The organism is Pseudomonas sp. DWP3-1-3b3 (assembly GCF_049896305.1).
GTDB lineage: Bacteria > Pseudomonadota > Gammaproteobacteria > Pseudomonadales > Pseudomonadaceae > Aquipseudomonas > Aquipseudomonas azotoformans_A.
Window position 1 is genome coordinate 578,161 of sequence record NZ_JAFCUA010000002.1, and the last position, 22,444, is coordinate 600,604.

At 61.3% G+C, this 22,444-nt stretch carries 26 protein-coding genes; 13 read left to right on the forward strand and 13 right to left on the reverse strand.

Translation table 11 applies throughout. The features are described from left to right. The first annotated feature begins 17 nt into the window (after nucleotides 1-17). Entirely contained in the window at nucleotides 18-425 is a 408-nt protein-coding gene (locus ACP7BX_RS09030; RefSeq protein WP_017739032.1) for an SMI1/KNR4 family protein, read from the forward strand. 16 nt (nucleotides 426-441) lie between these two features. Here the strand turns inward: ACP7BX_RS09030 and ACP7BX_RS09035 are convergent, their stop codons facing one another. Then, nucleotides 442-2,205, reverse strand: a complete 1,764-nt coding sequence (locus tag ACP7BX_RS09035) for a cation:proton antiporter (RefSeq protein ID WP_033897248.1) — start codon at nucleotides 2,203-2,205, stop codon at nucleotides 442-444. Between the two features lie 291 nt (nucleotides 2,206-2,496). Between ACP7BX_RS09035 and ACP7BX_RS09040 the strand changes: the two genes are divergently transcribed. Then, the gene (locus tag ACP7BX_RS09040; RefSeq protein ID WP_033897247.1) at nucleotides 2,497-2,982 is read left to right on the forward strand and encodes an acyl-CoA thioesterase; all 486 of its coding nucleotides are present in this window, start codon (nucleotides 2,497-2,499) and stop codon (nucleotides 2,980-2,982) included. A 3-nt stretch (nucleotides 2,983-2,985) separates the two neighbouring features. On the opposite strand, the gene ACP7BX_RS09045 is transcribed toward ACP7BX_RS09040, so the two are convergent. Together ACP7BX_RS09045 and pdxY are read right to left on the reverse strand one after the other, a co-directional pair. Next, a complete protein-coding gene (locus ACP7BX_RS09045; RefSeq protein ID WP_426127003.1) occupies nucleotides 2,986-4,014 on the reverse strand; it encodes a hypothetical protein in 1,029 nt (342 codons plus the stop codon). Between the two features lie 81 nt (nucleotides 4,015-4,095). After that, nucleotides 4,096-4,968 (reverse strand): pyridoxal kinase PdxY, encoded by an 873-nt coding sequence (gene pdxY / locus ACP7BX_RS09050; protein WP_033897245.1) that lies wholly within the window; start codon nucleotides 4,966-4,968, stop codon nucleotides 4,096-4,098. Between the two features lie 117 nt (nucleotides 4,969-5,085). Between pdxY and ACP7BX_RS09055 the strand changes: the two genes are divergently transcribed. After that, on the forward strand, nucleotides 5,086-5,478 hold the full coding sequence (locus ACP7BX_RS09055; RefSeq protein ID WP_016978674.1) for a DUF3301 domain-containing protein: 393 nt from the start codon (nucleotides 5,086-5,088) through the stop codon (nucleotides 5,476-5,478). Here ACP7BX_RS09055 and ACP7BX_RS09060 read toward each other — a convergent pair. From ACP7BX_RS09060 to dksA, 4 genes are read right to left on the reverse strand one after another with little or no spacing between them, the layout of a single operon-like run. After that, nucleotides 5,472-6,434 (reverse strand): CobW family GTP-binding protein, encoded by a 963-nt coding sequence (locus ACP7BX_RS09060; RefSeq protein ID WP_426127001.1) that lies wholly within the window; start codon nucleotides 6,432-6,434, stop codon nucleotides 5,472-5,474. The two genes, ACP7BX_RS09055 and ACP7BX_RS09060, sit on opposite strands and share 7 nt — an antisense overlap. 44 nt (nucleotides 6,435-6,478) lie before the next feature. After that, the gene (locus ACP7BX_RS09065) at nucleotides 6,479-7,123 is read right to left on the reverse strand and encodes a DUF1826 domain-containing protein (protein WP_426126999.1); all 645 of its coding nucleotides are present in this window, start codon (nucleotides 7,121-7,123) and stop codon (nucleotides 6,479-6,481) included. Next, nucleotides 7,123-8,331, reverse strand: coding sequence for a zinc metallochaperone GTPase ZigA (gene zigA, locus ACP7BX_RS09070; RefSeq protein WP_133078425.1), 1,209 nt, complete (start codon nucleotides 8,329-8,331; stop codon nucleotides 7,123-7,125). The genes ACP7BX_RS09065 and zigA overlap by 1 nt, the downstream gene beginning before the upstream one ends. A 27-nt stretch (nucleotides 8,332-8,358) precedes the next feature. Further along, nucleotides 8,359-8,763, reverse strand: coding sequence for an RNA polymerase-binding protein DksA (gene dksA, locus ACP7BX_RS09075; RefSeq protein WP_033897241.1), 405 nt, complete (start codon nucleotides 8,761-8,763; stop codon nucleotides 8,359-8,361). A gap of 127 nt (nucleotides 8,764-8,890) precedes the next feature. On the opposite strand from dksA, the gene ACP7BX_RS09080 reads away from it, so the two are divergent. After that, nucleotides 8,891-9,259, forward strand: a complete 369-nt coding sequence (locus ACP7BX_RS09080; protein ID WP_016978679.1) for a hypothetical protein — start codon at nucleotides 8,891-8,893, stop codon at nucleotides 9,257-9,259. Here ACP7BX_RS09080 and ACP7BX_RS09085 read toward each other — a convergent pair. Further along, nucleotides 9,256-10,458, reverse strand: coding sequence for an N-acetylmuramoyl-L-alanine amidase (locus ACP7BX_RS09085; protein WP_033897240.1), 1,203 nt, complete (start codon nucleotides 10,456-10,458; stop codon nucleotides 9,256-9,258). The two genes, ACP7BX_RS09080 and ACP7BX_RS09085, sit on opposite strands and share 4 nt — an antisense overlap. Before the next feature lie 128 nt (nucleotides 10,459-10,586). Here ACP7BX_RS09085 and folE2 point away from each other — a divergent pair, with 128 nt between their 5' ends. From folE2 to ACP7BX_RS09125, 8 genes are read left to right on the forward strand one after another with little or no spacing between them, the layout of a single operon-like run. Beyond that, a complete protein-coding gene (folE2, locus tag ACP7BX_RS09090; RefSeq protein WP_177052547.1) occupies nucleotides 10,587-11,477 on the forward strand; it encodes a GTP cyclohydrolase FolE2 in 891 nt (296 codons plus the stop codon). Continuing rightward, a complete protein-coding gene (locus tag ACP7BX_RS09095; protein ID WP_426126995.1) occupies nucleotides 11,474-12,142 on the forward strand; it encodes a metal ABC transporter ATP-binding protein in 669 nt (222 codons plus the stop codon). Before folE2 ends, ACP7BX_RS09095 begins: the two co-directional genes overlap by 4 nt. Continuing rightward, complete coding sequence (locus ACP7BX_RS09100; protein WP_016978683.1) at nucleotides 12,142-13,008, forward strand: metal ABC transporter permease; 867 nt, start codon at nucleotides 12,142-12,144, stop codon at nucleotides 13,006-13,008. The genes ACP7BX_RS09095 and ACP7BX_RS09100 overlap by 1 nt, the downstream gene beginning before the upstream one ends. Nucleotides 13,009-13,019: 11 nt before the next feature. Further along, the gene (locus tag ACP7BX_RS09105) at nucleotides 13,020-13,898 is read left to right on the forward strand and encodes a metal ABC transporter substrate-binding protein (RefSeq protein WP_095014060.1); all 879 of its coding nucleotides are present in this window, start codon (nucleotides 13,020-13,022) and stop codon (nucleotides 13,896-13,898) included. Continuing rightward, nucleotides 13,895-14,308, forward strand: coding sequence for a phosphoribosyl-AMP cyclohydrolase (gene hisI / locus ACP7BX_RS09110; RefSeq protein WP_426126992.1), 414 nt, complete (start codon nucleotides 13,895-13,897; stop codon nucleotides 14,306-14,308). The genes ACP7BX_RS09105 and hisI overlap by 4 nt, the downstream gene beginning before the upstream one ends. Continuing rightward, nucleotides 14,305-14,865, forward strand: a complete 561-nt coding sequence (locus ACP7BX_RS09115) for a DapH/DapD/GlmU-related protein (protein WP_028618554.1) — start codon at nucleotides 14,305-14,307, stop codon at nucleotides 14,863-14,865. Before hisI ends, ACP7BX_RS09115 begins: the two co-directional genes overlap by 4 nt. Nucleotides 14,866-14,868: 3 nt before the next feature. Beyond that, nucleotides 14,869-16,206, forward strand: coding sequence for a dihydroorotase (locus ACP7BX_RS09120; protein WP_426126990.1), 1,338 nt, complete (start codon nucleotides 14,869-14,871; stop codon nucleotides 16,204-16,206). A gap of 11 nt (nucleotides 16,207-16,217) precedes the next feature. Continuing rightward, nucleotides 16,218-17,036, forward strand: coding sequence for a His/Gly/Thr/Pro-type tRNA ligase C-terminal domain-containing protein (locus tag ACP7BX_RS09125; RefSeq protein ID WP_133078432.1), 819 nt, complete (start codon nucleotides 16,218-16,220; stop codon nucleotides 17,034-17,036). Here the strand turns inward: ACP7BX_RS09125 and ACP7BX_RS09130 are convergent. Continuing rightward, the gene (locus ACP7BX_RS09130) at nucleotides 17,020-17,541 is read right to left on the reverse strand and encodes a DUF3617 domain-containing protein (RefSeq protein WP_016978689.1); all 522 of its coding nucleotides are present in this window, start codon (nucleotides 17,539-17,541) and stop codon (nucleotides 17,020-17,022) included. The two genes, ACP7BX_RS09125 and ACP7BX_RS09130, sit on opposite strands and share 17 nt — an antisense overlap. A gap of 130 nt (nucleotides 17,542-17,671) precedes the next feature. Here ACP7BX_RS09130 and cls point away from each other — a divergent pair, with 130 nt between their 5' ends. Next, the gene (gene cls, locus ACP7BX_RS09135; protein ID WP_033897233.1) at nucleotides 17,672-19,111 is read left to right on the forward strand and encodes a cardiolipin synthase; all 1,440 of its coding nucleotides are present in this window, start codon (nucleotides 17,672-17,674) and stop codon (nucleotides 19,109-19,111) included. A gap of 5 nt (nucleotides 19,112-19,116) precedes the next feature. Here the strand turns inward: cls and cfaB are convergent, their stop codons facing one another. From cfaB to ACP7BX_RS09155, 4 genes are all read right to left on the reverse strand, one after another. Beyond that, nucleotides 19,117-20,301, reverse strand: a complete 1,185-nt coding sequence (gene cfaB / locus ACP7BX_RS09140) for a C17 cyclopropane fatty acid synthase CfaB (RefSeq protein ID WP_038845439.1) — start codon at nucleotides 20,299-20,301, stop codon at nucleotides 19,117-19,119. An 87-nt stretch (nucleotides 20,302-20,388) separates the two neighbouring features. Continuing rightward, a complete protein-coding gene (locus tag ACP7BX_RS09145; RefSeq protein WP_177110925.1) occupies nucleotides 20,389-21,177 on the reverse strand; it encodes a DNA-binding domain-containing protein in 789 nt (262 codons plus the stop codon). Then, nucleotides 21,168-22,013, reverse strand: a complete 846-nt coding sequence (locus ACP7BX_RS09150; protein WP_038845437.1) for a DUF692 domain-containing protein — start codon at nucleotides 22,011-22,013, stop codon at nucleotides 21,168-21,170. Before ACP7BX_RS09150 ends, ACP7BX_RS09145 begins: the two co-directional genes overlap by 10 nt. Before the next feature lie 65 nt (nucleotides 22,014-22,078). Continuing rightward, nucleotides 22,079-22,333 carry a membrane protein gene (locus ACP7BX_RS09155; protein WP_016978693.1) on the reverse strand — a complete coding sequence of 85 codons (255 nt, stop codon included), beginning with the start codon at nucleotides 22,331-22,333 and terminating at the stop codon, nucleotides 22,079-22,081. Between the last annotated feature and the right edge of the window lie 111 nt (nucleotides 22,334-22,444).

Sequence of the window (22,444 nt, forward strand, 5' to 3'; positions counted from 1 at the left end):
GCAAGAGGATCCCGGCCGTGGAAGAAATCATCGAACAATTGCGTGAAGCCAACGAACCGGTCCCGGTTCCTTTGGAGCTGCCTGACGAAGACCAACTGGTGGAAATCGAGGAACAACTGTTCATCGATATCCCGTTTGTCTTCCGTGAGTTTCTGCTGACCGTCAGCGATGTGGTGTACGGCAGCCTGGAGCCGGTGACCGTTACCGACCCGCAATCCCATACCTACTTGCCCGACGTGGCTGCCAATGCCTGGGATGCGGGTGTTGATCGCAGCATGATCCCGATCTGCCAGGACGGTGACGACTACTACTGCGTTGAAGAAGACGGCACCGTGGTGCTGTGGTCCGGCGAAGAAGAACTCGTGACCGAAGAAACCTGGGAATCGGTGTGGCACTGGGCGCGGGACGTCTGGCTGGAAAGCTGAGCCCACACCCAGGCGCTTAGTGCTCGGGCGTATCCTTGTGGTTGTCCAGCGTCTCCAGCAAGGCGACCTGCATCCGCGTATGCACGCGGATGAACCACCGCCAGAGCACGGCCGCCACCGCCGCCGTGACCACGGCAATGAGCACCAGCAACTTGTTGGTCGGCAGAATACTGGCCGACAAGGCTGCCAATAGCAGGAAGATCACCAGCAGCGACAGGATCGGGATCAGCTCTGCAATCACCCGCCGTACGCGCTGGGTATGCCGCCCGGCCATTTCGGGCTTCACGCTCATCTCCGCCAACAGCATCGACAGCGCCTTGAGTTTGCGATACGCCGCAATCAGGAAGGGCAGCGACAACAACAACGCCCCGCCCCAGATCAATGCCTTCTGCCAGCTCGGATCGCTGATCCAGCCTTCCAGATACCCACCGATACGCGCCGCGAAAAAGCTGCCGGCGAAGAAGATCGCCACCACCAGCGCCAGGTTCACCCCGACTTGCAGGATGATCTTGCGGATCATCGACGCCAGCATTGCGCCTTCACCTTGAGGCTGGATACTGCGCAGCCATTCGCCGTACATGCCGAACACCCGGCTCATTCGCTGCGGCATGATCGCCGCGATCTTCAAGGACAATGGGTCGGCACCGCGAATCAGATAGGGCGTGAGCAGTGTGGTAATGGCTGAAACCGCCACGGCGACTGGGTAAAGGAAGTCACTGGTCACCTGCAACGTCATCCCCAACGCCGCGATGATGAAGGAAAACTCGCCAATCTGTGACAGCCCCATGCCCACGCGCAGTGAGGTACGGCCGTCATTGCCGGCGATAAACGCCCCCAGGCCACAGGAAAGCATCTTGCCCAACACCACCGCCACGGTGATCACCGCAATCGGCCAGGCGTATTGCAGCAGGATCTGCGGGTCGATCATCAAGCCGATGGCCACGAAGAAGATGGCGCTGAACATGTCGCGAACCGGCTCGATCAGGCGCTCGATCTTAATCAACTGACGGGATTCGGCCATGATCGCGCCGATCAGGAATGCGCCCAGCACCATGCTGTACTCCAGCTTGACCACCAGCAGGCAGAAACCGAAACACAGGCCCAGTACGGTGATCAGCAGCATCTCGTTGCTTTCGAACTTGGCCACATAAGCCAGCAAGCGTGGCACCAGCAAAATGCCGATGACCAGCGCGACGATCATGAACAGCGATAGCTTGCCGACCGTGGAAAACACTTCGCCGGAGCTGACCGTGCCGCTGACGGCAATGCTCGACAGCAAGGCGATGATGCCGATGCCGAGGATGTCTTCGACGATCAGCACGCCGAAAATCAGCTGGGCGAAGCGCTGGTTTTTCATCTTCAGGTCATTGAGTGCCTTGACGATGATGGTGGTGGAGGAAATCGCCAGGATCGCGCCGAGGAACAACGAGTCCATGGTGTTCCAGTCGAACCAGCGGCCGATTTCGTAGCCGATCCAGATCATCAGGATGATTTCCAGGAAAGCCGCGATGAAGGCTGTGGCGCCGACCTTGAACAGCTTGCGCAGGCTGAACTCCAGGCCCAGGCAGAACATCAGGAAGATCACCCCCAGCTCGGCGAGGGTCTTGATGGTGTCTTCGTCGTGGATCAAGCCGAACGGCGGGGTGTGCGGGCCGATGATGAACCCGGCGACGATGTAGCCCAGCACCACCGGCTGCTTGAGGCGGTGAAACAGGATGGTGACAACCCCTGCCACCAGCATGATCACGGCCAGGTCCTGGATAAAGCTGATGGCGTGCATGGCGAGGGGCTCCTTGAGGGTACTGGCGCTTTTCCCACTTCCGCCCGCGCCTTTGAAATGTCGCAAAGGGCGAAAGGAAAAGTCTGCCTTGATCGTAAGAAATGCCCTGAGATGGGCTTTTGAAGGTTAACACCGCGACTTCCGGCAGAAAGCCGGTGCAATATATGGAAACAGATCGGTACACGCGTGACGGCAAGCCGACCACCGGCGTCCCGTTAAGGAAGGCGCAGCAAAGATTCCAGCACCCGCAGAGGTGCCCCCCAACCAATGCCTACAACCCGTGAGTGTGCTATGGAACCCGGAAACGCCCAGCTGTCGATGACGGTATTGATGACCCCAGATATGGCCAACTTCTCAGGCAATGTCCACGGCGGCACCCTGCTCAAGTACCTCGACGAAGTGGCCTACGCCTGCGCGAGCCGTTATGCCGGCCGTTATGTCGTGACGTTGTCGGTGGACCAGGTGATTTTCCGCGAGCCGATCCATGTCGGCGAGCTGGTGACCTTCCTCGCGTCAGTCAACTACACCGGCAACACCTCGATGGAGGTGGGCATCAAGGTAGTGACCGAAAACATCCGCGAACGCTCGGTGCGCCACACCAACAGCTGCTTCTTCACCATGGTGGCCGTGGACGACCAGCGCAAACCAGCCGCCGTGCCGCCTTTGCAACCGCAGAACAGCGAAGACAAACGCCGGTTCGTTCAGGCACAGCAGCGCCGGCAGATCCGCCAGGAGCTGGAAAAGCGCTACCAGGAAATCAAGGCCGACGCGCTGTAGGCATCAGTGCCAGCACTTGTCGAAATGCGCACACACCTCAAAGCGCTGATCCAGTTGGCCCATGCGCGCCAGGTGATGGTTGAGCACTTCAACCATCACTGACTTGCGCGTGTTGATGTAATAGGCGGCCATCACTTTGTCGTTCTCCGCCACACGATCACGCGTGGTGGTATCCGTCGGGTTCAGCCATTGTTCCAACACGGCGTCTTCGGTGACGCTCAATCGGTAGCGCAGCACTTCCTTGTAGAGGCCCATCGTGCGCGCCTCTTGCGCCGCCGCATCTTCATTGAGCAGGGTGAAGTTCTGGCGATATTGGGTCCAGTAGGCCTCCGGCAACGTGAACGAACTCATTGCCGCCTTGCGCTTGGCAATCTGCTCTTCAAGCGACTTGGGTGTCGACGGCGGTTCGACAGGTGTTTGCGGGTTCATCATCTTGAACAACTGCAGGTTGGTGTCAACGATGGAACCGATCAACGCAGCGCGCTTGGGCGTTTCTGGAATCTGCTTGGGGAACATCGGCGTGCTGCCGGCGCACGCTTGCAGCGGGCTTTCGATCATCGGCTGCGGAATACGCTCGTCTTTACCGTTGAAGCGCTGCAGACGTTGGAAGGTGGTAATGCAACTGCCATCGGCCACGTCGAACGTCACTTCATATTCCTTGCCCGCCTCAGGCGTAAAGCTGATCGCCTTGGCGCACACGTAGCCGCTGCCATTGGTGTTGATGCGCATGAACACCGGCTTGCCAGGCGCCAGCTTGACCTCCAGCAAACCACGGGCTTTTTCCGGCGGCGGCACGATCATGCCCACCCGACGCTGGGTGTCGGTCATCAAGGAGTTGTTGAGCATGCCGGTAGTACGGCCTGCGCAGTGCTGGGCGTCGAAGAAGTCGAGGGTGGAGTTCTGGGTGTTGGAGATGAACCGCAGCTTGGCGGCATCGGGTTCGGTGGCGTCCGGGTAGCTACCGTTGATGCTGCAAGCGCTGAGCAGCGAAACCAGGCTTAGCGTGGAAAAAGCCCGTAGGAAATATGACATGGTTCTTCCTTGAAAAGCACAGGGGACAAAGAGGCGCCGATAGTACCGGACGCCCTTTGCCTGGCTCAATCAGGAATGTTCCTACAGCTCAATCGGCGTCGCTTCGAACCGCACGCGGGGATGGGCGATACGGTCCTGGGCGCGCACGAGTTCCAGTTCATAACTGGCGCAGGCCTGGGTTTCCAGCAGCACTTCATGCACAGCTGCGGCGGTGAACTCGAACGCCGCCAACAGGCTGTCGCCCAATAGTACCCGCGCCAGGAACAGCCCCGAGGTCAGGTCGCCCACGCCCACGGGCTGACGCGGAAACGCCAGCAACGGCCGGCGCAGGTGCCAGCTGCCCTCGGCGGTCACCAGCAGCATCTCGAAACCGTCCGGCAGCTTACCGGGGTAATCCAGGTGTTTAACCAACACCGCCTTCGGCCCGCGTGCCAGCAGCGCCTTGGCCATGGCCAGGCAATCGAACAGCGATTGCGGCTTACGCCCGGCAAAACTGTCCAACTCCAGCTGGTTGGGGCACAGGAAATCGGCCATGGCCGCGGCTTCGTCCAGCAGGAAATCGCTGACTTCCTGGGGCACGATGCAGCCCTTCTCCGGATGGCCCATCACCGGGTCGCACAAATACAGGGCCTTGGGGTTGATGGCCTTGATGCGCGCCACGCCGCTGAGAATCGCCCGCCCCTGGTCCGCACTGCCCAGGTAGCCGGACAGCACGGCGTCGCAGTTGCCCAGCTCGCCGATCGCCGCAATGCCTTCCACCAGCGCCGGAATTTGCTGCGGCGCCAACACTTCGCCCGCCCATTGGCCATACTGGGTGTGGTTGGAGAACTGCACCGTGTTCAACGGCCAGACGTTCACCCCGACGCGCTGCATGGGGAATACGGCGGCGCTGTTTCCGGCGTGGCCAAAGACCACATGAGACTGGATCGCAAGCAGATGAGGTGTGCGTTTCATGCGCGGGATTTCCGTAAAGCCATTGAAATTCTGGCCGCGCAGTATGCGACTAAACGCAGCCTGTACGACAGACCGGCGACACAGTTAAGCTGCTCTCACTTTGTTGGAGTCTTTCGCATGCTGACCCTGGGAAACATCTTCGTGTTGATGCTGCTGGCGACCGGTGCCGCCTGGGTGTGGCACAACCACGGCCTGCGTGAGCGGGCGCTGGAGCGGGTCAAGCAGCATTGTGCCAAGCTCGACATCGAGCTGCTGGACGGCGCGGTGGCGCTCAAGCGAATCGGGTTTGTGAAGGATGCCAATGGGCGGCGGCGCCTGGCGCGTATCTACAACTTTGAATTCACCGTGACCGGCGAAACCCGCCATCCGGGGACCATCACCCAATTCGGCGCCCACAGCGCGCAGATCGAACTGGCGCCCTACCCGTTCGAGATCAAGACGCCGCTGCCCAGCGCCGAAGTGATCGAGCTGAGCCAGTGGCGCCAGGACCACGCCAAGAACCGTCAGTAACGGCAGGCCTTTAGTGCGGCCTGCAAGGCGTCCAAGTCCTGTGGCTCGCTGAAAATCAACTCGATACGTGAATCGCGGCGCCATTCGCTGGCCTGCCAAGTCAACTCGCTGTTGTCCACCGCGTTGGTCGAAACCCACCCTTCGGCGCTGTGGATAACCAGTTTGGCGCGGCGCCATTCAAGGCTTGTCAGCCACTGGTCGAGGCGGCGGGTATCGAATGGCTGGCTCGGGTGCCAGCGCCATCCGACGCTCCAACCACCTTCTTGAGTCTGACTCAGGCAGATCGGTTGAGTAGGATCGCTCCACACCGCCGGCATTTGCGCGAGGCCTTCGGGCACTTCGATGTTATCCACAGCGGCTGAAGCCTGCGCGTTCAGGCCGGGTAATTGTTGCAGGGGCAATTGCGCCTGGCGGGTCCAGTAGAGCGGGCATTCGGGCAACTGCCGTTCGATCGCTCGGCGCTGCCCGGCGTCCAACCCTTCATCCTTGTTCAGCACCAGCAACCCGGCACTTGTCAGAGCCTCTTGCTGCGCTGGCGGCAATGGTTTTCCTGCTGCCAGCGCCTGGGCATCCAGCACCAGCACACAGGGCTGGACGGCCAGCACGCCCTGCCACGGTGCCTGCCGCAACTGCTTGAGCAACTGCGCCGGATGGCCCAGGCCCGACGGTTCGATAAACAGCCGGTCGGGCTTGGCCTTACGCAACAGACGACCTAGTCCTACCTGGAACGGTGCACCATTCACACAACACAGACAGCCTCCGGCGACTTCGCCCAGGGCAATGCCGTCGTCATCTTGGGTGAGCAAGGCCGCGTCCAGGCCAATCTGCCCGAACTCGTTGATCAGCACCGCCCAGCGCTCGTTGGCCGGACGCTGGGCGAGCAGGTGCTTGATAAGGCTGGTCTTGCCGGCGCCCAAGGGCCCGGCAATCACGTGGGTGGGAATGTTCTGCAGCATGAGGGGCATCGTTCGGACCGTGTAGAGCGTTTGATCCTACGCGGTTATGCGAGCCAATCCAGTGTCAGGATCAATCGACGCTCACCGGCCTTGAGCGCCGGTGACCGGTGGATCAAACCGTAATTCTCATTACCGTGCCATTTGGTGCCCTTGAGCAGGGCGACTTCGCCGCAGTGAATCTGTTCGACACGCTCGGTGGGCTCGGCCTCAGGCTGGCTCAGCCTGCGCCGGTCCATCACGCCTTCGCGCAACCACTGGCTGCCGCCCCCCGCATAGGTGGTGATCAGCCGCACCGGCACATGGTCGACGTGAAAACGTGGGCACATCGCCTTATCCAGCAACCGCAAACGCACGCCAATACGCTTGGCGCCCAGCAGGCAGGCGAATGCGCTGACCAGCCAGGACACATCGGCGATAAAGCCTTCGTAGCCTTCCAGATCACGGCAGCTGGACGCCAATCCCTGCCAGTTCGGCTCGGCGTCTTCGTTGTTGAGCTCGATCACCATGGCATCGGCCAACGGCTCGTTGAGCGCCACCAGCAAGGCCCCGAACTCGGCGATGTGCAACGGCAACTGCCGCTCCCACACGGCCAGGTTGACGCCATCTTCCAGGATGTCGGACAGCGCCAGCGGGGTTTCGCCACGGGTCTGGCGAATCACAGGACGCAGGGGAATCACCGGGGCCAGCATCAGGCGGCTGCCTCCTCATACCAAGGGCCAAAGGGATCGGCCAGCAGGCGCCAACCGTCTACGCCCTGGGCCATTTCTTCATCGTTGAGCAGGCACGCGTCCAACTCGGCACGCAGTAGAGTGAAGTCGATGTTCTGCCCGATAAACACCAGTTCCTGGCGGCAATCACCGGTGCTCAGTTGCCAGTTGCCCATGATCGCAGCGATGCTTTCTTCGTCCTGAGGCCACTGGCTTTTTGGCACAAAGCGCCACCAGCGCCCGGCAAAACCATGGCGCATCAAACCGCCAGCCTGGGACCAACTGCCCGCATCCTGGTGCTTGCTGGCCAGCCAGAAAAAACCTTTGGAGCGCAGCAGTTTGCCGTTGACCCACGGGCGGTCGATGAAGTCGAAGAAACGCTGTGGATGGAAGGGACGGCGCGCACGGTAAGCGGTGGAAGCAATGCCATATTCCTCGGTTTCCGGCACATGTTCACCGCGCAGTTCCTGCAGCCAGCCTGGGGCTTGGGCGGCGCGTTCAAAGTCGAAACGGCCGGTGTTGAGGATCTTGTTCAGCGGCACTTCGCCCATGACCATTGGGATGATTTCCGCCTGGGCATTGAGGCGCTCAAGGATCGCCATCAACTCTTCGCGTTCGCGGCTGCTGATCAGGTCGATCTTGCTGATGAGGATCACGTCGGCGAATTCGATCTGCTCGATCAGCAGATCGGTGATGGAACGCTCGTCTTCTTCACCGAGGGTTTCACCCCGCGACGCCAAGCTTTCGGCCGCCTGGTAGTCGAGCAGGAAGTTCATGCCGTCGACTACGGTGACCATGGTGTCCAGGCGCGCGATGTCGGCCAGGCTTTGCTCGTTTTCGTCGCGGAAGGTGAAGGTTTCGGCCACAGGCAAGGGTTCGGAGATGCCGGTGGACTCGATCAGCAGGTAATCGAAACGACCTTCCTTGGCGAGTTTTCCCACTTCTTCGAGCAAGTCTTCGCGCAAGGTGCAGCAGATGCAGCCGTTGCTCATCTCCACCAGTTTTTCTTCGGAGCGGTTGAGCGTGACGTCGCGCTGGACTTCGCTGCCGTCGATGTTGATTTCGCTCATGTCGTTGACGATCACCGCCACCCGCAGGTTTTCGCGGTTGCGCAGGACGTAGTTGAGCAGCGTGCTTTTACCGGCGCCGAGAAAGCCGGACAACACAGTAACGGGGAGACGATTGGGCATCAGGTATTCCTCATCAGGGTTGGCCGGTCAAATCGCCCGTTTATGGCGTTCGCGCAGCTCTTCACGTTCTTTGGCTTCGATACACAGGGTGGCGGTAGGACGCAGCAACAAGCGCTGTAGGCCGATGGGCTCGCCGGTTTCGCGGCACCAGCCGTATTCGCCGCGCGCCAGCAAGTCGAGGGCATCGTCGATCTTGTCCAACAGCTTCTTTTCCCGCTCCAGCAGGCGCAGTTGCCATTGGCGCTGTTCTTCGGCGCTGCCGACATCGGCGGGGTCGCTGTTGGTTTCCTGCTCGCGCAGCACCAGGAACTCGGCGTCGATGCGGGCTTGCAGCTCATTGCGCTGGGCCAGCAGCAACTCACGGAAGAACCCTTGCTGGGCTTCATTCATGTAGTCGGCGCAAGGCTGGGCCAGGAGGTCTTGTTCGGTCATGGGGAGCGGTTCACGGGTCAGGCTGTGTTTTAATGTTATAGTATAACAATACAAATAAGCCAATCCCCTCTTGCTCACCACGACGAAGGGCGCAATGCTTCAACACTCCCCAGCCTTGAGAAACCCGATGAGATACCTGGTGTGCGCCCTGTTATTGGTTGCCGTGGGACCTGCGTGCGCCCAGGCGCCAAGCTTGCTGGCCAACTGCACGCGCAGCGCCAATCTGCTCGCTTGCGTTGACCCTTCAGGCAACGCCTACAGCGTGGCGACGGTCGGCAGCACCACGTATTTGCGCGGGTACGAGGTGATCGGCAAACGCTATTGGGCACAAACCAACAGCCGCTATGGGCAACTGACGTTCTTTACCGGGTTGGCGTCGGACGGTGAGGCGTGGGTCGGCTACACGCGGCGCGTGGGCTGGACCACCCTCAACCGGTTTTCCAGTTCGGGTGGCGCCAGCGCCAAATTCACCTGTAGCCGTATAACCGGCTGTTAGACCTGACCGTTCTTCTGTTCCTGCACCCATGCCATGTAGCTGTTCATCGGTGGGTTCTTCTGGAAGTATTTCTTCAGGCCTTCGAACAGGCCGTCGGCAACCGCCTGTTGATGACGCGCGGTGACCAGCCGCGCACTGTCCCGTGCGTTGGAAATAAACCCGGTTTCCACGAGGATCGACGGCACGTCCGGTGACTTGAGCACCGCAAACCCGGCTTGTTCCACACGCTTTTGATGCAGGCTGGTGATGCCTTCCAGGCTGCCCAGGATCGAGCTGCCCAGTTGCAGGCTGGACGCGATAGTAGCGTTCATCGACATATCCAGGATCACCCCGGCGAGCATCGGGTCCTTGTCTTTCAGATTGAGCAGGCTGGTGGCGCCGAGCAGATCGGCGCCGTTTTCCCGTTGCGCCATGAACCGCGCCGTGGCGGAAGTGGCGCCGCCTTCGGACAGGGCATACACCGACGCGCCCGAAGCGGTGATGCGTGGCGCCGCGTCCGCATGCACCGAGATAAACATGTCGGCATTGTGCTTGTGGGCGATTTCCACGCGCTTGCGCAACGGCACGAAGAAGTCGTCGTTACGCACCAACTTCACGTCGAAGCCTTTCTCGCGCTTCAAGCGTTTAGCCAGCAGTTGGGCGATGGACAGCACCACGTCTTTTTCGCGCTGGCCTTTGGAGCCGACGGCGCCTGGGTCCTTGCCGCCGTGGCCGGGGTCGACCACGACAATGATGTCGCGTTTAGGATGCGCTTTATCCACCAAAGGCTTGGGCTCGGCCGCAATCTGGCGAGGCGCCTGGGTGGCGCTGGTCAGGTCCAGGACCAGTCGATGGCCTTGGCCATCCTGAGGCGGCAATAGAAAGCTGTTGAGCTGCATCGGTGCGGCCAGGTCCAGCACGATGCGCGTGTCGCCTTTGCCGAAATGCCCCGAACGAATCGAGGTGATCCCGCTGTTCTTCAGCGCCAACTGAGAGAAATCCCCACTGAGCCCGGCGCCGCTCAAGTCGATGATCAAGCGCTCCGGCGCGCTCAAGGTGAAGGTCTTGTATTGCACCGGACCGCTGAGGTCGAACACCAGGCGCAGCTTGTCGTCCGAGCGCCACAGGCGGGCGTTGCTGATCTGCGTGGCGTGGGCGGCAAACGGCAAGGTGAACAGCGGGCTGGCCAGAAGCAGGTTTAGGAGCTGACGTCTGTGCATGAAAAATACCGCAAATAAAGGAGCGTCCCTACTCGACATGACTGAAAAAAGGCTGGAGCAGAAAAATCATCGTCGACTCAATAGTTATAATATAACATGTCTTTTTATTTCCAACGATGGACCTGCTCATGAATGCGCTGACTCTGCCGGATATCGCCGCGCAGGCTTCACGCCAAGCCTTGCCACTCGACTGGGTGGGCATGTGCGGTATCGCCCTGCCGATTCTCATCGACGGCCAGCGCCTGACCGCCACCGCCGATGCCGGCGTGAGCCTGGACGATGGCGCCGCCCGTGGCATTCATATGTCACGCCTGTACCTGGCCTTGGAGATGCTCGACCAGCAACCGCTTACGCCCGCACTTCTGCGTAATGTACTGCAGCGTTTTCTCGACAGTCATGAAGGTTTATCTAATAACGCCTACCTGCGTATCCACACCGATTTGCTGCTCAAACGCCCGGCACTGGTCAGTCCTTTGGCCGGTTGGAAAGGCTACCCGGTGAGCATCGAAGCGCGTCTGGAAAACCAGATGTTCCACGTGGAACTAAAAATTGACGTTACTTACTCCTCGACCTGTCCCTGCTCCGCTGCCCTCGCCAGGCAGTTGATTCAGCAACAATTTCTCGACGACTTCGCCAACACACCGTTGCAGCATGAAGACGTATTGACCTGGCTCGGCAGCGCCAATGGCATCGTCGCCACGCCACACAGCCAGCGCAGCAGTGCGCAATTGCATGTCGAGCTGCAAGGCGAGCAATTGCCACTGACAGACTTAATCGACACCGTCGAAGCCGCCCTCGGCACCGCCGTACAAACCGCCGTGAAACGTGCGGACGAACAAGCCTTCGCCCTGGCCAACGGGCAGAACCTGATGTTCTGCGAAGACGCCGCCCGCCGCCTGAACCTCGCCTTGAAACGCTCGGATGCCGTCAAAGCCTTCCACCTGAAAGTGATCCACGCCGAAAGCCTGCACGCGCACGATGCCGTGGCTGAAAGCCGCTGGACGAGACACCCTGCATGATCACCTGCACCGCTTTACGCTGGGGCGCTCCCGGCCAACCGCTGACGCCCGCCATCGACCTCACCCTGGAAAAAGGCAGCCTCACCGGCATCATCGGCGCCAACGGCACCGGTAAAAGCAGCCTGCTTAAAGTCATCGCCGGCCTGCAAAAGCCGCTGGCGGGCAAGGTCACGGTGGAGGTTCCACGCCGTGGCGGCCTGTCGTTCCTGCCCCAGCAGCAACACCTGGACCGTCAGTTTCCCATCAGCCTGCAAGAGCTGGTCGCCGCCGGTTTCTGGGGCACGCAACTGTCCCCGCAACAGCGCAGCCAACGTCTTGAGGCAGTACTGGAAGACTGGTGCCTCAGCGGCCTTGAGCATCGCCCGTTGATGGCACTGTCCGGTGGCGAGCTGCAACGCGCCCTCCTTGCTCGCATGAGCCTGGCCGAAGCGCCCGTTCTGCTGCTCGACGAGCCCCACGCCGCCCTCGATGAAGAAGGCCAGGCGCTGTGCTGGAAACACATCCACGCCTGGCATGAGCAAGGCCGCACGCTGATCGTGGTCTGCCATGACCTCGCCTCCGTGCGCCACCACACCCAGCAAGTGGTGCAGATCAAAAGCACCGGCTGCATGTTCGGCCCGAGCAAAGAGCTGATCCGCCCGCAGCCACAGATGCAGGTGGCCTGATGCATTTCGCCGCCCACCTGTGGATGCCCTTCGTCGACTTCGTCTTTATGCGCCGCGCCCTCATCGGCGGGTTGGTACTCGCCTGCAGTACCGCGCCGCTGGGCGTGTTCCTGATCCTGCGGCGCATGAGCCTGATCGGTGACGCTGTCGCCCACGGCATCCTGCCCGGCGCAGCCCTCGGCTTCTGGTTCGCCGGCCTCAGCCTGCCCGCCCTGACCATCGGCGGCCTCGGCGCGGGCCTGAGCATGGCTGGCCTGTCCGCTTGGATCACTCGCCGTACCGGCCTGCGCGAAGACGCCAGCCTCGCCGCTATCTACCCCATCTCCCTGGCCGCGGGCGTGCTGATCCTCGGCATCGCCGGCAAACGCCTCGACCTGCTGCACCTGCTGTTTGGCTCCGCCCTGGCGGTGGATGAAACCACCCTCACCGGCATGCTGTGGGTTTCCAGCTTCAGCCTGATCGCCATGGCCGCGATCTACAAACCGCTGCTGCTGGACACCCTCGACCCGTTGTTCCTGCAGACCGTCAGCCGCCTCGGTCCGCTGGCCCATGGTTTGTTCCTGACGTTGGTGGTGCTGAACCTGGTCATCGGCTTCCAGGCCATCGGCGCCTTGATGGTGGTGGGCCTGATGATGTTGCCGGCCATCGCTTCACGTTTCTGGAGCCGGCGCCTGCCGGTGTTGATCGCGGTATCGGCAGTGCTGGGATGCCTGTCGGTGTGGCTGGGCTTGTTGCTGTCGTTCTACTACTCGTTGCCCAGCGGCCCGGCCATCGTGCTGGTGGCGGGCGCCGGGTATCTGCTGTCCGTGGTCTTCGGTCCGGTGCACGGCTTGCTGCGCCGCCCGCCTTTGCTGTCATCCCAATGAGGTGTTTCCCGATGCGCGCTCTACTCGTGCTGTTCAGTCTCGTCCTGTCGTTGTCGACGGCCCAGGCCGCCGACAAGCTTCAGGTGGTTACCAGCTTCAGCATCCTCGATGACATCACTCACCAGATTGGTGGTGATCACATCCAGATCAGCAACATGGTCGGCCCCGACGCCGACGCCCACACCTACGAGCCTACCCCGGACGATGCCAAGGCACTGCTCAAGGCCAAGGTGATCATCAAGAACGGCCTGGGCTTCGAACCCTGGCTGGACCGTCTGGTGACCAGCACCGAAACCAAAGCCACGGTGGTGACCGCCAGCAAAGGCGTGATCTCCCACACCATGGACGAAGACGGCGAGACCATCCCCGACCCGCACGCCTGGCACAACTTGGCCAACGCCGAAATCTACGTGAACAACATCACGAAGGCATTGATCGCTGCCGATCCGGCCAACAAAGCCGACTACCAGCACAACAGCCAAACCTACCTGAAAGAAATCTATCGCCTGCTGGCCGAAGCCAAGACCAAGTTCGGCGCACTGCCCGCCGGTAACCGCCGCATCGTCACCTCCCACGACGCCTTCGGCTACCTGGGCCAGGCTTACGGTATCGAGTTCCTCGCGCCACAGGGTCTGTCCACCGAACGCGAGCCGTCCGCCGCCGAAGTCGCCGCGCTGATCACCCAGATCCGCAAAGACAAAGTCAAAGCCGTGTTCATGGAAAACATCAAGGATTCGCGCCTGCTCAAGCAGATCGCTGACGAAAGCGGCGCGCAGATCGGCGGCACGCTGTACTCCGACGCCCTTGCCGCAGAAGGCCCGGCCAGCACCTTTACCGGGCTGTTCGAATACAACCTCAACACCTTGTGCGCAGCGCTGAGCAAGCCATGACCTTGAGCATGCTCGACCTGGAAGGGGCTGCCGTCGGCAGCCGCTTTCCACTCGAACCCGTGCTCGATGCCCTGCCGTGGAACAGCGATGGCCTGATCGCCGCCATCGCCCAGCAACACGGCAGCGGCGAGGTGTTGATGCTGGCCTGGATGAACCGCCAGGCCCTCAAGGAAACCCTGGGCACCGGGCAGGTCTACTACTGGTCGCGCTCACGCCAGCAGTTGTGGCGCAAAGGCGAAAGCTCTGGTCACTGGCAACAGCTGGTGGAAGCACGCCTGGATTGCGACGGCGACGCGGTCCTGCTGATCGTCGACCAGCAAGGCCCGGCCTGCCACACCGGACGGCCGACCTGCTTCTACAACGCCATCGACGGCGACTACGTCCACATCATTACGGAGCCCTTAGCATGATCCGCAAAAACCCGTCCGGCGATCTGCCCGTGATTGCCGAATCGGCCTACGTCGACAAGACCGCCATCATCTGCGGCAAAGTCATCATTGGCGAAAACGTGTTCGTCGGCCCCTACGCCGTGATCCGCGCCGACGAAGTCGACGCCAGCGGCGGCATGGACCCGATCATCATCGGCGCCAACTCCAACATCCAGGACGGCGTGGTCATCCACTCCAAATCCGGCGCGGCGGTGACCATCGGAGAGTTCACCTCGATTGCGCACCGCTCCATCGTCCATGGCCCCTGCACCGTCGGTGACCGCGTGTTCATTGGCTTCAACAGCGTGCTGTTCAACTGCGCCGTGGGTGATGGCTGCGTGGTGCGCCACAACTCGGTGGTCGACGGACGCGACTTGCCCGCCGCGTTCTACGTGCCCTCCACCACGCGCATCGGACCGAACACCGACCTCTCGCAATTCCCGCCGGTGAGCGTGAGCGCCTCGGAGTTTTCCGAAGACGTGGCCCGCACCAACGTTGACCTGGTGCGCGGCTACAAAGCCCTGCAAAACGAGTTCTGAACCATGAGCCGCCTGCTGATCCGCAACGCCCGCCTGGTGAACGAAGGCCAGGAATTCGACGCCGATGTGCTGGTCGCCAATGGTCGTATCGAAAAGATCGCCAGCAGCATCCAGGACAGCAACGCGCCTGTCGCCATCGACGCCCAAGGTCACTGGCTGCTGCCCGGCATGATCGATGACCAAGTGCACTTTCGCGAACCTGGCGCGCCGGACAAAGGCAGCTTCTACAGCGAATCCCGCGCGGCGGTAGCCGGTGGTATCACCAGTTTCATGGACATGCCCAACACGCACCCGGCCACCCTCGACCTGGACGCCCTGGCCGACAAAAAGCGCCGCGCCGCCCTGCACTCGGTGGCCAACTATGGCTTCCACTTCGGCGTGAGCAACGACAACCTCGACACCGTCGCAGCCCTCGACCCACGTGAGGTGGCCGGGGTCAAAGTGTTCATGGGGGCTTCGACCGGCAATATGCTGGTGGACGATCCTCGGATCCTGGAGCGCCTGTTCGCCGAAGTGCCCACGATTTTGCTGGCCCACTGTGAACACACGCCAAGCATCCAGGCCAACGAACAGCGTCTGCGCGAACGCTTCGGCGAGCACATCCCCGCCGTCGCGCACCCGCTGATCCGCGATGCCGAGGCGTGCTATCGCTCGTCATCCTTTGCCGTGGAGTTGGCCAAGCGCCATGGCACCCGCCTGCATGTGCTGCACCTGACCAGCGCCCGCGAACTGGCACTGTTCGAAGACAAGCCCTTGAGCGAAAAACGCATCACCGCCGAGGTCTGCCTGCACCACCTGCTGTTCGATGACCGCGACTATCACCGCCTCGGCCACCAGATCAAATGCAACCCGGCCATCAAGACCCGCGCCGACCGCGACGCCTTGCGCCTGGCCTTGTTAAGCGACCGCCTGGATGTCATCGGCAGCGATCACGCGCCGCATACCTGGACGCAAAAACAGTTGGGTTATCGCGAGGCGCCGTCGGGATTGCCCCTGGTGCAGCACGCCCTGCCCGCGCTGCTGGAACTAGTGGCCGATGGGCTGCTGCCGTTGACCACGCTGGTCGCAAAAACCAGTCACCGTGTGGCCGACCTGTTCGCCATCCCCGACCGTGGCTACCTGCGTGAAGGTTATTGGGCCGACCTGGTGCTGATCAAACCTGAGCCCGAGGGCAAGCCGGTCAGCAGCCAACCCATCCTGGCCCGCTGCGGCTGGACGCCCTTCGCCGAACGCAGCTTTCGTCACAGCGTCAGCACCACCCTGGTTTCCGGTCACTTGGCCTTTCATAACGGTCAGGTAATCGACAGCTGCCAAGGATTACCTTTGCATTTCCAGCGCTAGAGACGACGGCGATGATCCGGATCACCCTGCCAGACGGCACCCAACGCGAGTACGACGAGGCACTGTCGGTTTACGAGGTAGCCGCCAGCATCGGCTTGGGGCTGGCCAAAACCTCGGTCGCCGGTCGCGTTGACGGTGTACTGGTGGGTTGTGAACACCTGCTGGAACAGGACGCCCGACTCCAGATCATCACCACCCAGGATCCCGAGGGGCTGGAGATTCTGCGTCGCTCCTGCGCAAGTCTGTTGGCGATGGCCACTCAGCAACTGTTTCCTATCGCTCAACTGACAGCCGGGTCGCCCATCGACGATGGTTTTTTCTATGACTTGGCCTACGAACGCGCCTTCACAGCGCTCGACCTTGAACAGATCGAAGCGCGCATGCGTCACTTGGCGAACACCAATCATTCGGTACGGCGCCTGGGCGATTTTGAAGCCCTGTGCCACGGTCTTCATGTGCCCAGCACCGGTGTGATCCGAGCCTTCAAGCTGACCAAGGTCACCCTCAACGCATCGCAACAACGCATTTACGGCACCTGTTGGGCCAGCCAGCAGGCTGCGGTGCTCACCCTGAGTGAAAGCCAGGCCGACTTCGGCCAGCAGGTCTGTGAAGCATTGAAACGTGTGGGCATACGGGCGGTGGTGGACCGACGCAACGAGAAGGTCAGCTACAAGATGCGCGAGCACAGCCTGCACCAAGTGCCGTATCTGGTGATTGTTGGCGAGCGGGAAAAAGCCGGCGGCTACGTCAGCCTGCGTAGCCGCCTGGGGGAAGACCTCGGTCAGATGAGTATCGAAGCCCTGTGCGAAAGGCTCAAGCGCGAGGCTTGACCGTCCCGCAATCGTTGCCCAGCCACTGGGCATGGCTGTCCAGGCTGCCCTTCTGCTGAATGCCGGTGGCATTGAAGGTACCGTTGACGGTGGTGGTGAATTCTTTTTGGCTCTGGAAAGTGGCTACACCCGTGCCTTGGGCTTTCGGGCAACTGAAACGGAATTTCCACTGGTTGCCGGTCTTGTCGGTCACTTCCTGCTTGCAGCCCGATTGCGGGTCGGTCAGCGGGATCGAATCGGAGGCAACCTGCGCCGGGGTGAGGCACACCTGCACGCCTTTGCCGGCCATGGTGATGCCCTGTTTTTCGAGCATGGCACGCTGTTCCGGGGTCATCTGTTGCTTGAGCTGACCGAGGATCAGCGACAGGTCGGGCAAGTCCTGGTTATCGACTTTCATATTGCTGGTGGTCAGTTCCCACAAGCCCGGCGCCAGCATCTGCGCCTGTGCCGCCACCGGCAGCGACACACCAATCATCATGGCCAAAGACAGCAGACGAGCATTCATCGGGTAACTCCTGGGTAATGTTGGGCGTTAGACGCCGCAAAGGTGCCAGGGTTGCACGGCAAATAAAATAGCGACATTCCTGACCAGACATGGTCTGTTAGGCACTGGATTGCCTGGAGTAACGTCGTTCATGGATTTCTTTGGCCCGCACCTGCTCGCCTACTTCATCGCCACGCTGCATTTTCTCGGGACCCTCGCCGCGATCCACGCGGTGCTGACCGTCAGAACCGCCCAAGGCTCGATCGCCTGGGCCTTGTCGCTGATGTTCATGCCCTACCTCACGCTGATCCCCTACCTGATCTTCGGCCGCAGCACGTTCGACGCGTACATCCAGGCCCGTCGCCAGGCCAACCAGGAAATGCACACCGCCATCACCGAGCTGAACTGGCGCCCGTGGGTCGAGGAAGCCCTGGCGGCACGCAACTCCAGCGCCTACGCCTCGCTGCGCGCCATGCCCAAGCTGGGCCGCATGCCATGCCTGGCCAACAATGAAGTGCGTTTGCTGATCAATGGCGACGCCACCTTCAGCGCAATCTTCGCGGCGATCCGCAATGCCAAGACGGCGGTGCTGTTCCAGTTCTTCATCATTCATGACGACGAACTCGGCCGCCAACTGCACGCGCTGTTGAAGGAAAAGGCCGCAGAAGGCGTCGCCATCTACGTGCTGTATGACCGCATCGGCAGCCACGCCCTGCCCCATCGTTATGTGCAGTCGCTGCGCGACGCCGGGGTGAACGTCAAAGCCTTCGCCACCCGCAGCGGCTGGCTCAATCGCTTTCAGGTCAACTTCCGCAACCATCGCAAGATCGTGGTGGTGGACGGCATCACCGGGTTTGTCGGCGGGCATAACGTCGGCGATGAATACCTGGGCAAGAAACCGCCGCTGGCGCCGTGGCGCGATACCCATGTGCAGGTGACCGGCCCGGTGGTGGCATGCTTGCAAGAGTCGTTTGCCGAAGACTGGTTTTGGGCCGCGCGCGAACTGCCGCCACTGATTTTGCCGGACGCCTACCCCGAGGACGGCGTGCTCTGCCAACTGCTCGCCAGCGGTCCGGCCGACCCTTATGAAACCTGCTCGCTGTTCTTCGTCGAAGCCATCCACGCCGCGACCGAGCGCGTCTGGATCACCAGCCCCTATTTCATCCCCGACGAAGCGGTGTTCTCTGCACTGCGCCTGGCCGTGCTGCGCGGTGTCGATGTGCGGCTGCTACTGCCTTCGCGGCCCGATCACCGCATCGTCTACGCCGCGTCCAGCCTGTACGCGATCGAAGCCGTGCGCGCCGGCGTGCGGGTATTTCGCTATACGCCAGGCTTCCTGCATCAGAAGGTGGTGTTGGTAGACGACGAAATCGCCGCCATCGGCAGTGCGAACATGGACAACCGTTCGTTCCGGCTGAATTTCGAAGTGATGTTGCTGACGGTCGACGAGGCCTTCGCCAAGGAAGTCGAGCACATGCTGCTGGACGACTTCGCCCTGGCCCATGAAGTCAGCCAAGAAGAAAGCCGGGAAACCCGCCGCCTTCAGCAACTGGGCATGCGGGTTGCGCGGCTTATTTCACCGATCTTGTAACGGGCTCAGCGGTAGATATCTTCCCGTGTCCACGGCAAGTCATGGCTGCCATCGGCATGGGGTTTCACCGCCAGAATCTGGTGCAGGTTGATCCAGCCCCGCGCAAACGCATAGGCACAACCGGCCAGGTACAGCCGCCAGATACGCAACGCTTGCTCCGGCACCATCTTGGCCGCCGCTTCCAGGTTGTCTTCCAGGCGCTCGCTCCAATGGTCCAGAGTACGCGCGTAGTGCAGGCGCAGGCTTTCGACGTCGACCACTTCCAGCCCGACTTCGCTGATCTCGGCCGTCATCATCGCCAAATGCGGCAGTTCGCCGTTGGGGAACACGTAGCGCTCGATGAACTCACCCGCGCCGCGCCCCACAGGGCGACCATCGGTGTGCTTGGCGGTGATGCCGTGGTTCATCACCAGGCCGCCTTCGCGCACGGCGCCGAACAGAGTCTTGCAGTACTCCGCCAGGTTGGCGTGGCCGACGTGTTCGAACATGCCCACGCTGACCACTTTGTCGAAACGCCCGTCTTGCGGCAGGTCGCGGTAGTCGAGCAGTTGCAGGTCCACCTGGTCTTCCAGGCCTTCGGCTTTCACCCGTTCCCGGGCCAGCGCCAACTGCTCCTTGCTCAGGGTGATACCAAACACCTTGACCCCAAACTCCCGCGCGGCAAACCGCGCCAGCCCACCCCAACCACAACCGACATCCAGCAAATACTCGCCCGGCTGCAGCCGCAACTTGCGGCACAGGTGGCGGAATTTGTCTTGTTGGGCCTGGTCGATGGATTCGCTGCCGGTTTCGAAATAACCGCAGGAGTACGCCATGTCCTGGTCCAGCCACAGCTGGTAGAACTCGTTGGACAGGTCGTAATGGTAGGAAATGGCCGCTGCGTCAGTGGCCTTGTCGTGGATCGAGCGCACCGGACGACTCCCCTCGTCGTCTTCGATCAGGGCGTGACTCAATTCGTCACACACCCGGATGACCTCGGCGATGGAGCCTTCCAGCTCCAATTTGCCCTCGACGAAGGCTTCGCCCAGTGAATCGAGCGTTGGATGGGTCAGCTTGGTCACGACCGTGGGGTCCTTCACCACGATGGTCACACTGGGCTCGGGGCCCAAGTTGAATTCATGGCCGTCCCAGAGTCGAAGACGCAGCGGTAGCTGAAGATTCTGTAAGGCCGGTGGAAGTTGCGCGAGCATGAGTAGTCCCCCCTTGTTTCAGACGTCTGCTGAGAGGTTAGACCATCCCAAGACAAAGTAGGAGGCTATCGATTTGATAGCGCTCCTCTATGGGGCCCGGCGCTCGAGCAACCCGTCCTGGACCCACTGCTTCAGCCACGTAACGGCCTGCAATGGCGCACCCTCTGCATGAGTGACTGCCAACTCGGCGCACAGTTCGGCAAAGCTCCAACCGGTGGTCGCCATGCCCGTCAGGGCAGAGGCCTCGGCGGGTTCCAGGCTGCGGTAATGGCAGACATTCTGATGGCGCCACACCAGGCACGTCTGCGCCGGGTCCAGCGTGTGGCTGTCGGGGAAGTCGGATTCGTCCTTGCTGGCACGCCAGATCGCTACGCTGTTGAACTGGCACAGCAGCGGTTGCACCGTCGGCGCCAGGGAAACCTGCAACACCGGCCACGCCTCTGGCGGCAACGACGCCATGTCGTTCAGCGTCAGTGGCTCGCCCTGCGGCGCATCAAATGCCAGGGTGAATGCCCACTCCAACCGCGCCAGCTCCGCCAATGGCGCACTCTGCTGCGCCACCAGATGCTCAAGGATAAACACCGGGAAACGCTCGCCCAGCCAGCGCAGGCTGTAATGGGCCGAGGGGTAGCGGCGCAGGTAGGCTTCGGTCAGCGCGGCAAACTCGTCATCGCCCAGCCAATAAAGGAGGGCGCTGAAGTCATGCCGCAAGACTTCCTGCAACCGCGAGAGATAGGCGTTGTGATAAATCGCCAGGCCCGTGTCCACATCCAGCGTTGGCCCGCCCAGCAACGTGGCGGCGAAACCATTGTTGGCCACTGGCGTTTCGGATAACAGGTGCTGCTCAAAGGCCAACTGCCAATCCGTCAGGCGCATAGCTGTCTCCTGGCCAGGGCGGTCGCACCCAGTTCACGGGCCTTGCTCAGTTCGGTGAGCAGCTCTTCAAAGGGTGGGAAATGGTCATCCCGTTCCAGTAGCGTCGACACGGGCCCCAGATGCTCAAGCGTCTGTTGATAAAGCGCCCACACCGGATCACACACCGGATGGTCATGGGTGTCGACCACGTAGTCGCCATAGTCCATATGCCCCGCCAGATGCAGCTGGCGGATGCTTTCCGGCGGCAAGTTACGAATAAACGTCCAGGCGTCAAAGCCATGATTGCGCGAGCTGACGTACACGTTGTTAACGTCCAGCAACAGCTGGCAGCCCGACAGGTGGGCCAGGGCATTGAGGAATTCCCACTCGGTGAATTCGTCCGCCTTCGAGCGCACATAACTGGAGACGTTTTCCAGCACCAATGGGCGTTGCAACACGTCCTGCACTTGGCGCACACGGGCGGCCACGTGGTAGAGGCTTTCTTCGGTGTAAGGCAGCGGCAGCAGGTCATGCAACTGGTGGGCGCTGCCGCGGCTCCAGCACAGGTGATCGGAAACCCACGCCGGCTGGATACGCTCGGCGAGCTGTTTGATCTGCTTCAGGTAATCGGTATCAAGGGCATGGGGCCCGCCGATGGACAGGGACACACCGTGCATCACCAGGGGATAACGCTCGGCTATCGCATCCAGGTAATACAAGGCTTTACCGCCCTGGACCAGGTAATTCTCGGAGATCACTTCAAACCAATCCACCGCCGGCGATTGTTCAAGGATCTGTTGGTAGTACTCACTGCGTAAACCCAGGCCGTAACCGAGGCTCGGAAGAGAGGTAGGCATAAGACACTCCTGGGAAAGTGTCCGCAGCGGTGGGGGCGACCGCTGCGGGTGCACTTAACGGTCGGTTATTCGCCGACTTTGCCGCCAGCCTTGGTGCAGGCATCGGCACTGGCCATTGCCTTGAAGCCCTGGCCTTTGCAAGAACCCTGGCCTTTGCAGGCGTGGTCCTTGGTTTTGCAGTCGTTCTGGCCTTTGCACGCGTTGATGCCATAGCAGTGAACAGCGGTGTCAGCGGCTTGAGCCTGAGTGACAACACCGGCAAACATAGTGGCAGCGGCCATTGCGAGAGCGGCACCAGCAGCAGCGGATTTGATGTTCATTGTTGTATTCCTCATGATCGTAGGGGTGTCGGTCTGAACGGATTGTTCAGTCTCGACACACCACTAGAGTGAGGTCCCTCAGCCGCGTTACAGCCGTGTACAAATATTTCT

Bases quoted from the DNA above. Each gene is read 5' to 3' on its own strand.
- ACP7BX_RS09035 (WP_033897248.1), bottom strand. From the start codon at position 2,205: ATGCACGCCATCAGCTTTATCCAGGACCTGGCCGTGATCATGCTGGTG.
- ACP7BX_RS09040 (WP_033897247.1), top strand. From the start codon at position 2,497: ATGGAACCCGGAAACGCCCAGCTGTCGATGACGGTATTGATGACCCCA.
- ACP7BX_RS09045 (WP_426127003.1), bottom strand. From the start codon at position 4,014: ATGTCATATTTCCTACGGGCTTTTTCCACGCTAAGCCTGGTTTCGCTG.
- pdxY (WP_033897245.1), bottom strand. From the start codon at position 4,968: ATGAAACGCACACCTCATCTGCTTGCGATCCAGTCTCATGTGGTCTTT.
- ACP7BX_RS09055 (WP_016978674.1), top strand. From the start codon at position 5,086: ATGCTGACCCTGGGAAACATCTTCGTGTTGATGCTGCTGGCGACCGGT.
- ACP7BX_RS09060 (WP_426127001.1), bottom strand. From the start codon at position 6,434: ATGCTGCAGAACATTCCCACCCACGTGATTGCCGGGCCCTTGGGCGCC.
- ACP7BX_RS09065 (WP_426126999.1), bottom strand. From the start codon at position 7,123: ATGCTGGCCCCGGTGATTCCCCTGCGTCCTGTGATTCGCCAGACCCGT.
- zigA (WP_133078425.1), bottom strand. From the start codon at position 8,331: ATGCCCAATCGTCTCCCCGTTACTGTGTTGTCCGGCTTTCTCGGCGCC.
- dksA (WP_033897241.1), bottom strand. From the start codon at position 8,763: ATGACCGAACAAGACCTCCTGGCCCAGCCTTGCGCCGACTACATGAAT.
- ACP7BX_RS09080 (WP_016978679.1), top strand. From the start codon at position 8,891: ATGAGATACCTGGTGTGCGCCCTGTTATTGGTTGCCGTGGGACCTGCG.
- ACP7BX_RS09085 (WP_033897240.1), bottom strand. From the start codon at position 10,458: ATGCACAGACGTCAGCTCCTAAACCTGCTTCTGGCCAGCCCGCTGTTC.
- folE2 (WP_177052547.1), top strand. From the start codon at position 10,587: ATGAATGCGCTGACTCTGCCGGATATCGCCGCGCAGGCTTCACGCCAA.
- ACP7BX_RS09095 (WP_426126995.1), top strand. From the start codon at position 11,474: ATGATCACCTGCACCGCTTTACGCTGGGGCGCTCCCGGCCAACCGCTG.
- ACP7BX_RS09100 (WP_016978683.1), top strand. From the start codon at position 12,142: ATGCATTTCGCCGCCCACCTGTGGATGCCCTTCGTCGACTTCGTCTTT.
- ACP7BX_RS09105 (WP_095014060.1), top strand. From the start codon at position 13,020: ATGCGCGCTCTACTCGTGCTGTTCAGTCTCGTCCTGTCGTTGTCGACG.
- hisI (WP_426126992.1), top strand. From the start codon at position 13,895: ATGACCTTGAGCATGCTCGACCTGGAAGGGGCTGCCGTCGGCAGCCGC.
- ACP7BX_RS09115 (WP_028618554.1), top strand. From the start codon at position 14,305: ATGATCCGCAAAAACCCGTCCGGCGATCTGCCCGTGATTGCCGAATCG.
- ACP7BX_RS09120 (WP_426126990.1), top strand. From the start codon at position 14,869: ATGAGCCGCCTGCTGATCCGCAACGCCCGCCTGGTGAACGAAGGCCAG.
- ACP7BX_RS09125 (WP_133078432.1), top strand. From the start codon at position 16,218: ATGATCCGGATCACCCTGCCAGACGGCACCCAACGCGAGTACGACGAG.
- ACP7BX_RS09130 (WP_016978689.1), bottom strand. From the start codon at position 17,541: ATGAATGCTCGTCTGCTGTCTTTGGCCATGATGATTGGTGTGTCGCTG.
- cls (WP_033897233.1), top strand. From the start codon at position 17,672: ATGGATTTCTTTGGCCCGCACCTGCTCGCCTACTTCATCGCCACGCTG.
- cfaB (WP_038845439.1), bottom strand. From the start codon at position 20,301: ATGCTCGCGCAACTTCCACCGGCCTTACAGAATCTTCAGCTACCGCTG.
- ACP7BX_RS09145 (WP_177110925.1), bottom strand. From the start codon at position 21,177: ATGCGCCTGACGGATTGGCAGTTGGCCTTTGAGCAGCACCTGTTATCC.
- ACP7BX_RS09150 (WP_038845437.1), bottom strand. From the start codon at position 22,013: ATGCCTACCTCTCTTCCGAGCCTCGGTTACGGCCTGGGTTTACGCAGT.
- ACP7BX_RS09155 (WP_016978693.1), bottom strand. From the start codon at position 22,333: ATGAACATCAAATCCGCTGCTGCTGGTGCCGCTCTCGCAATGGCCGCT.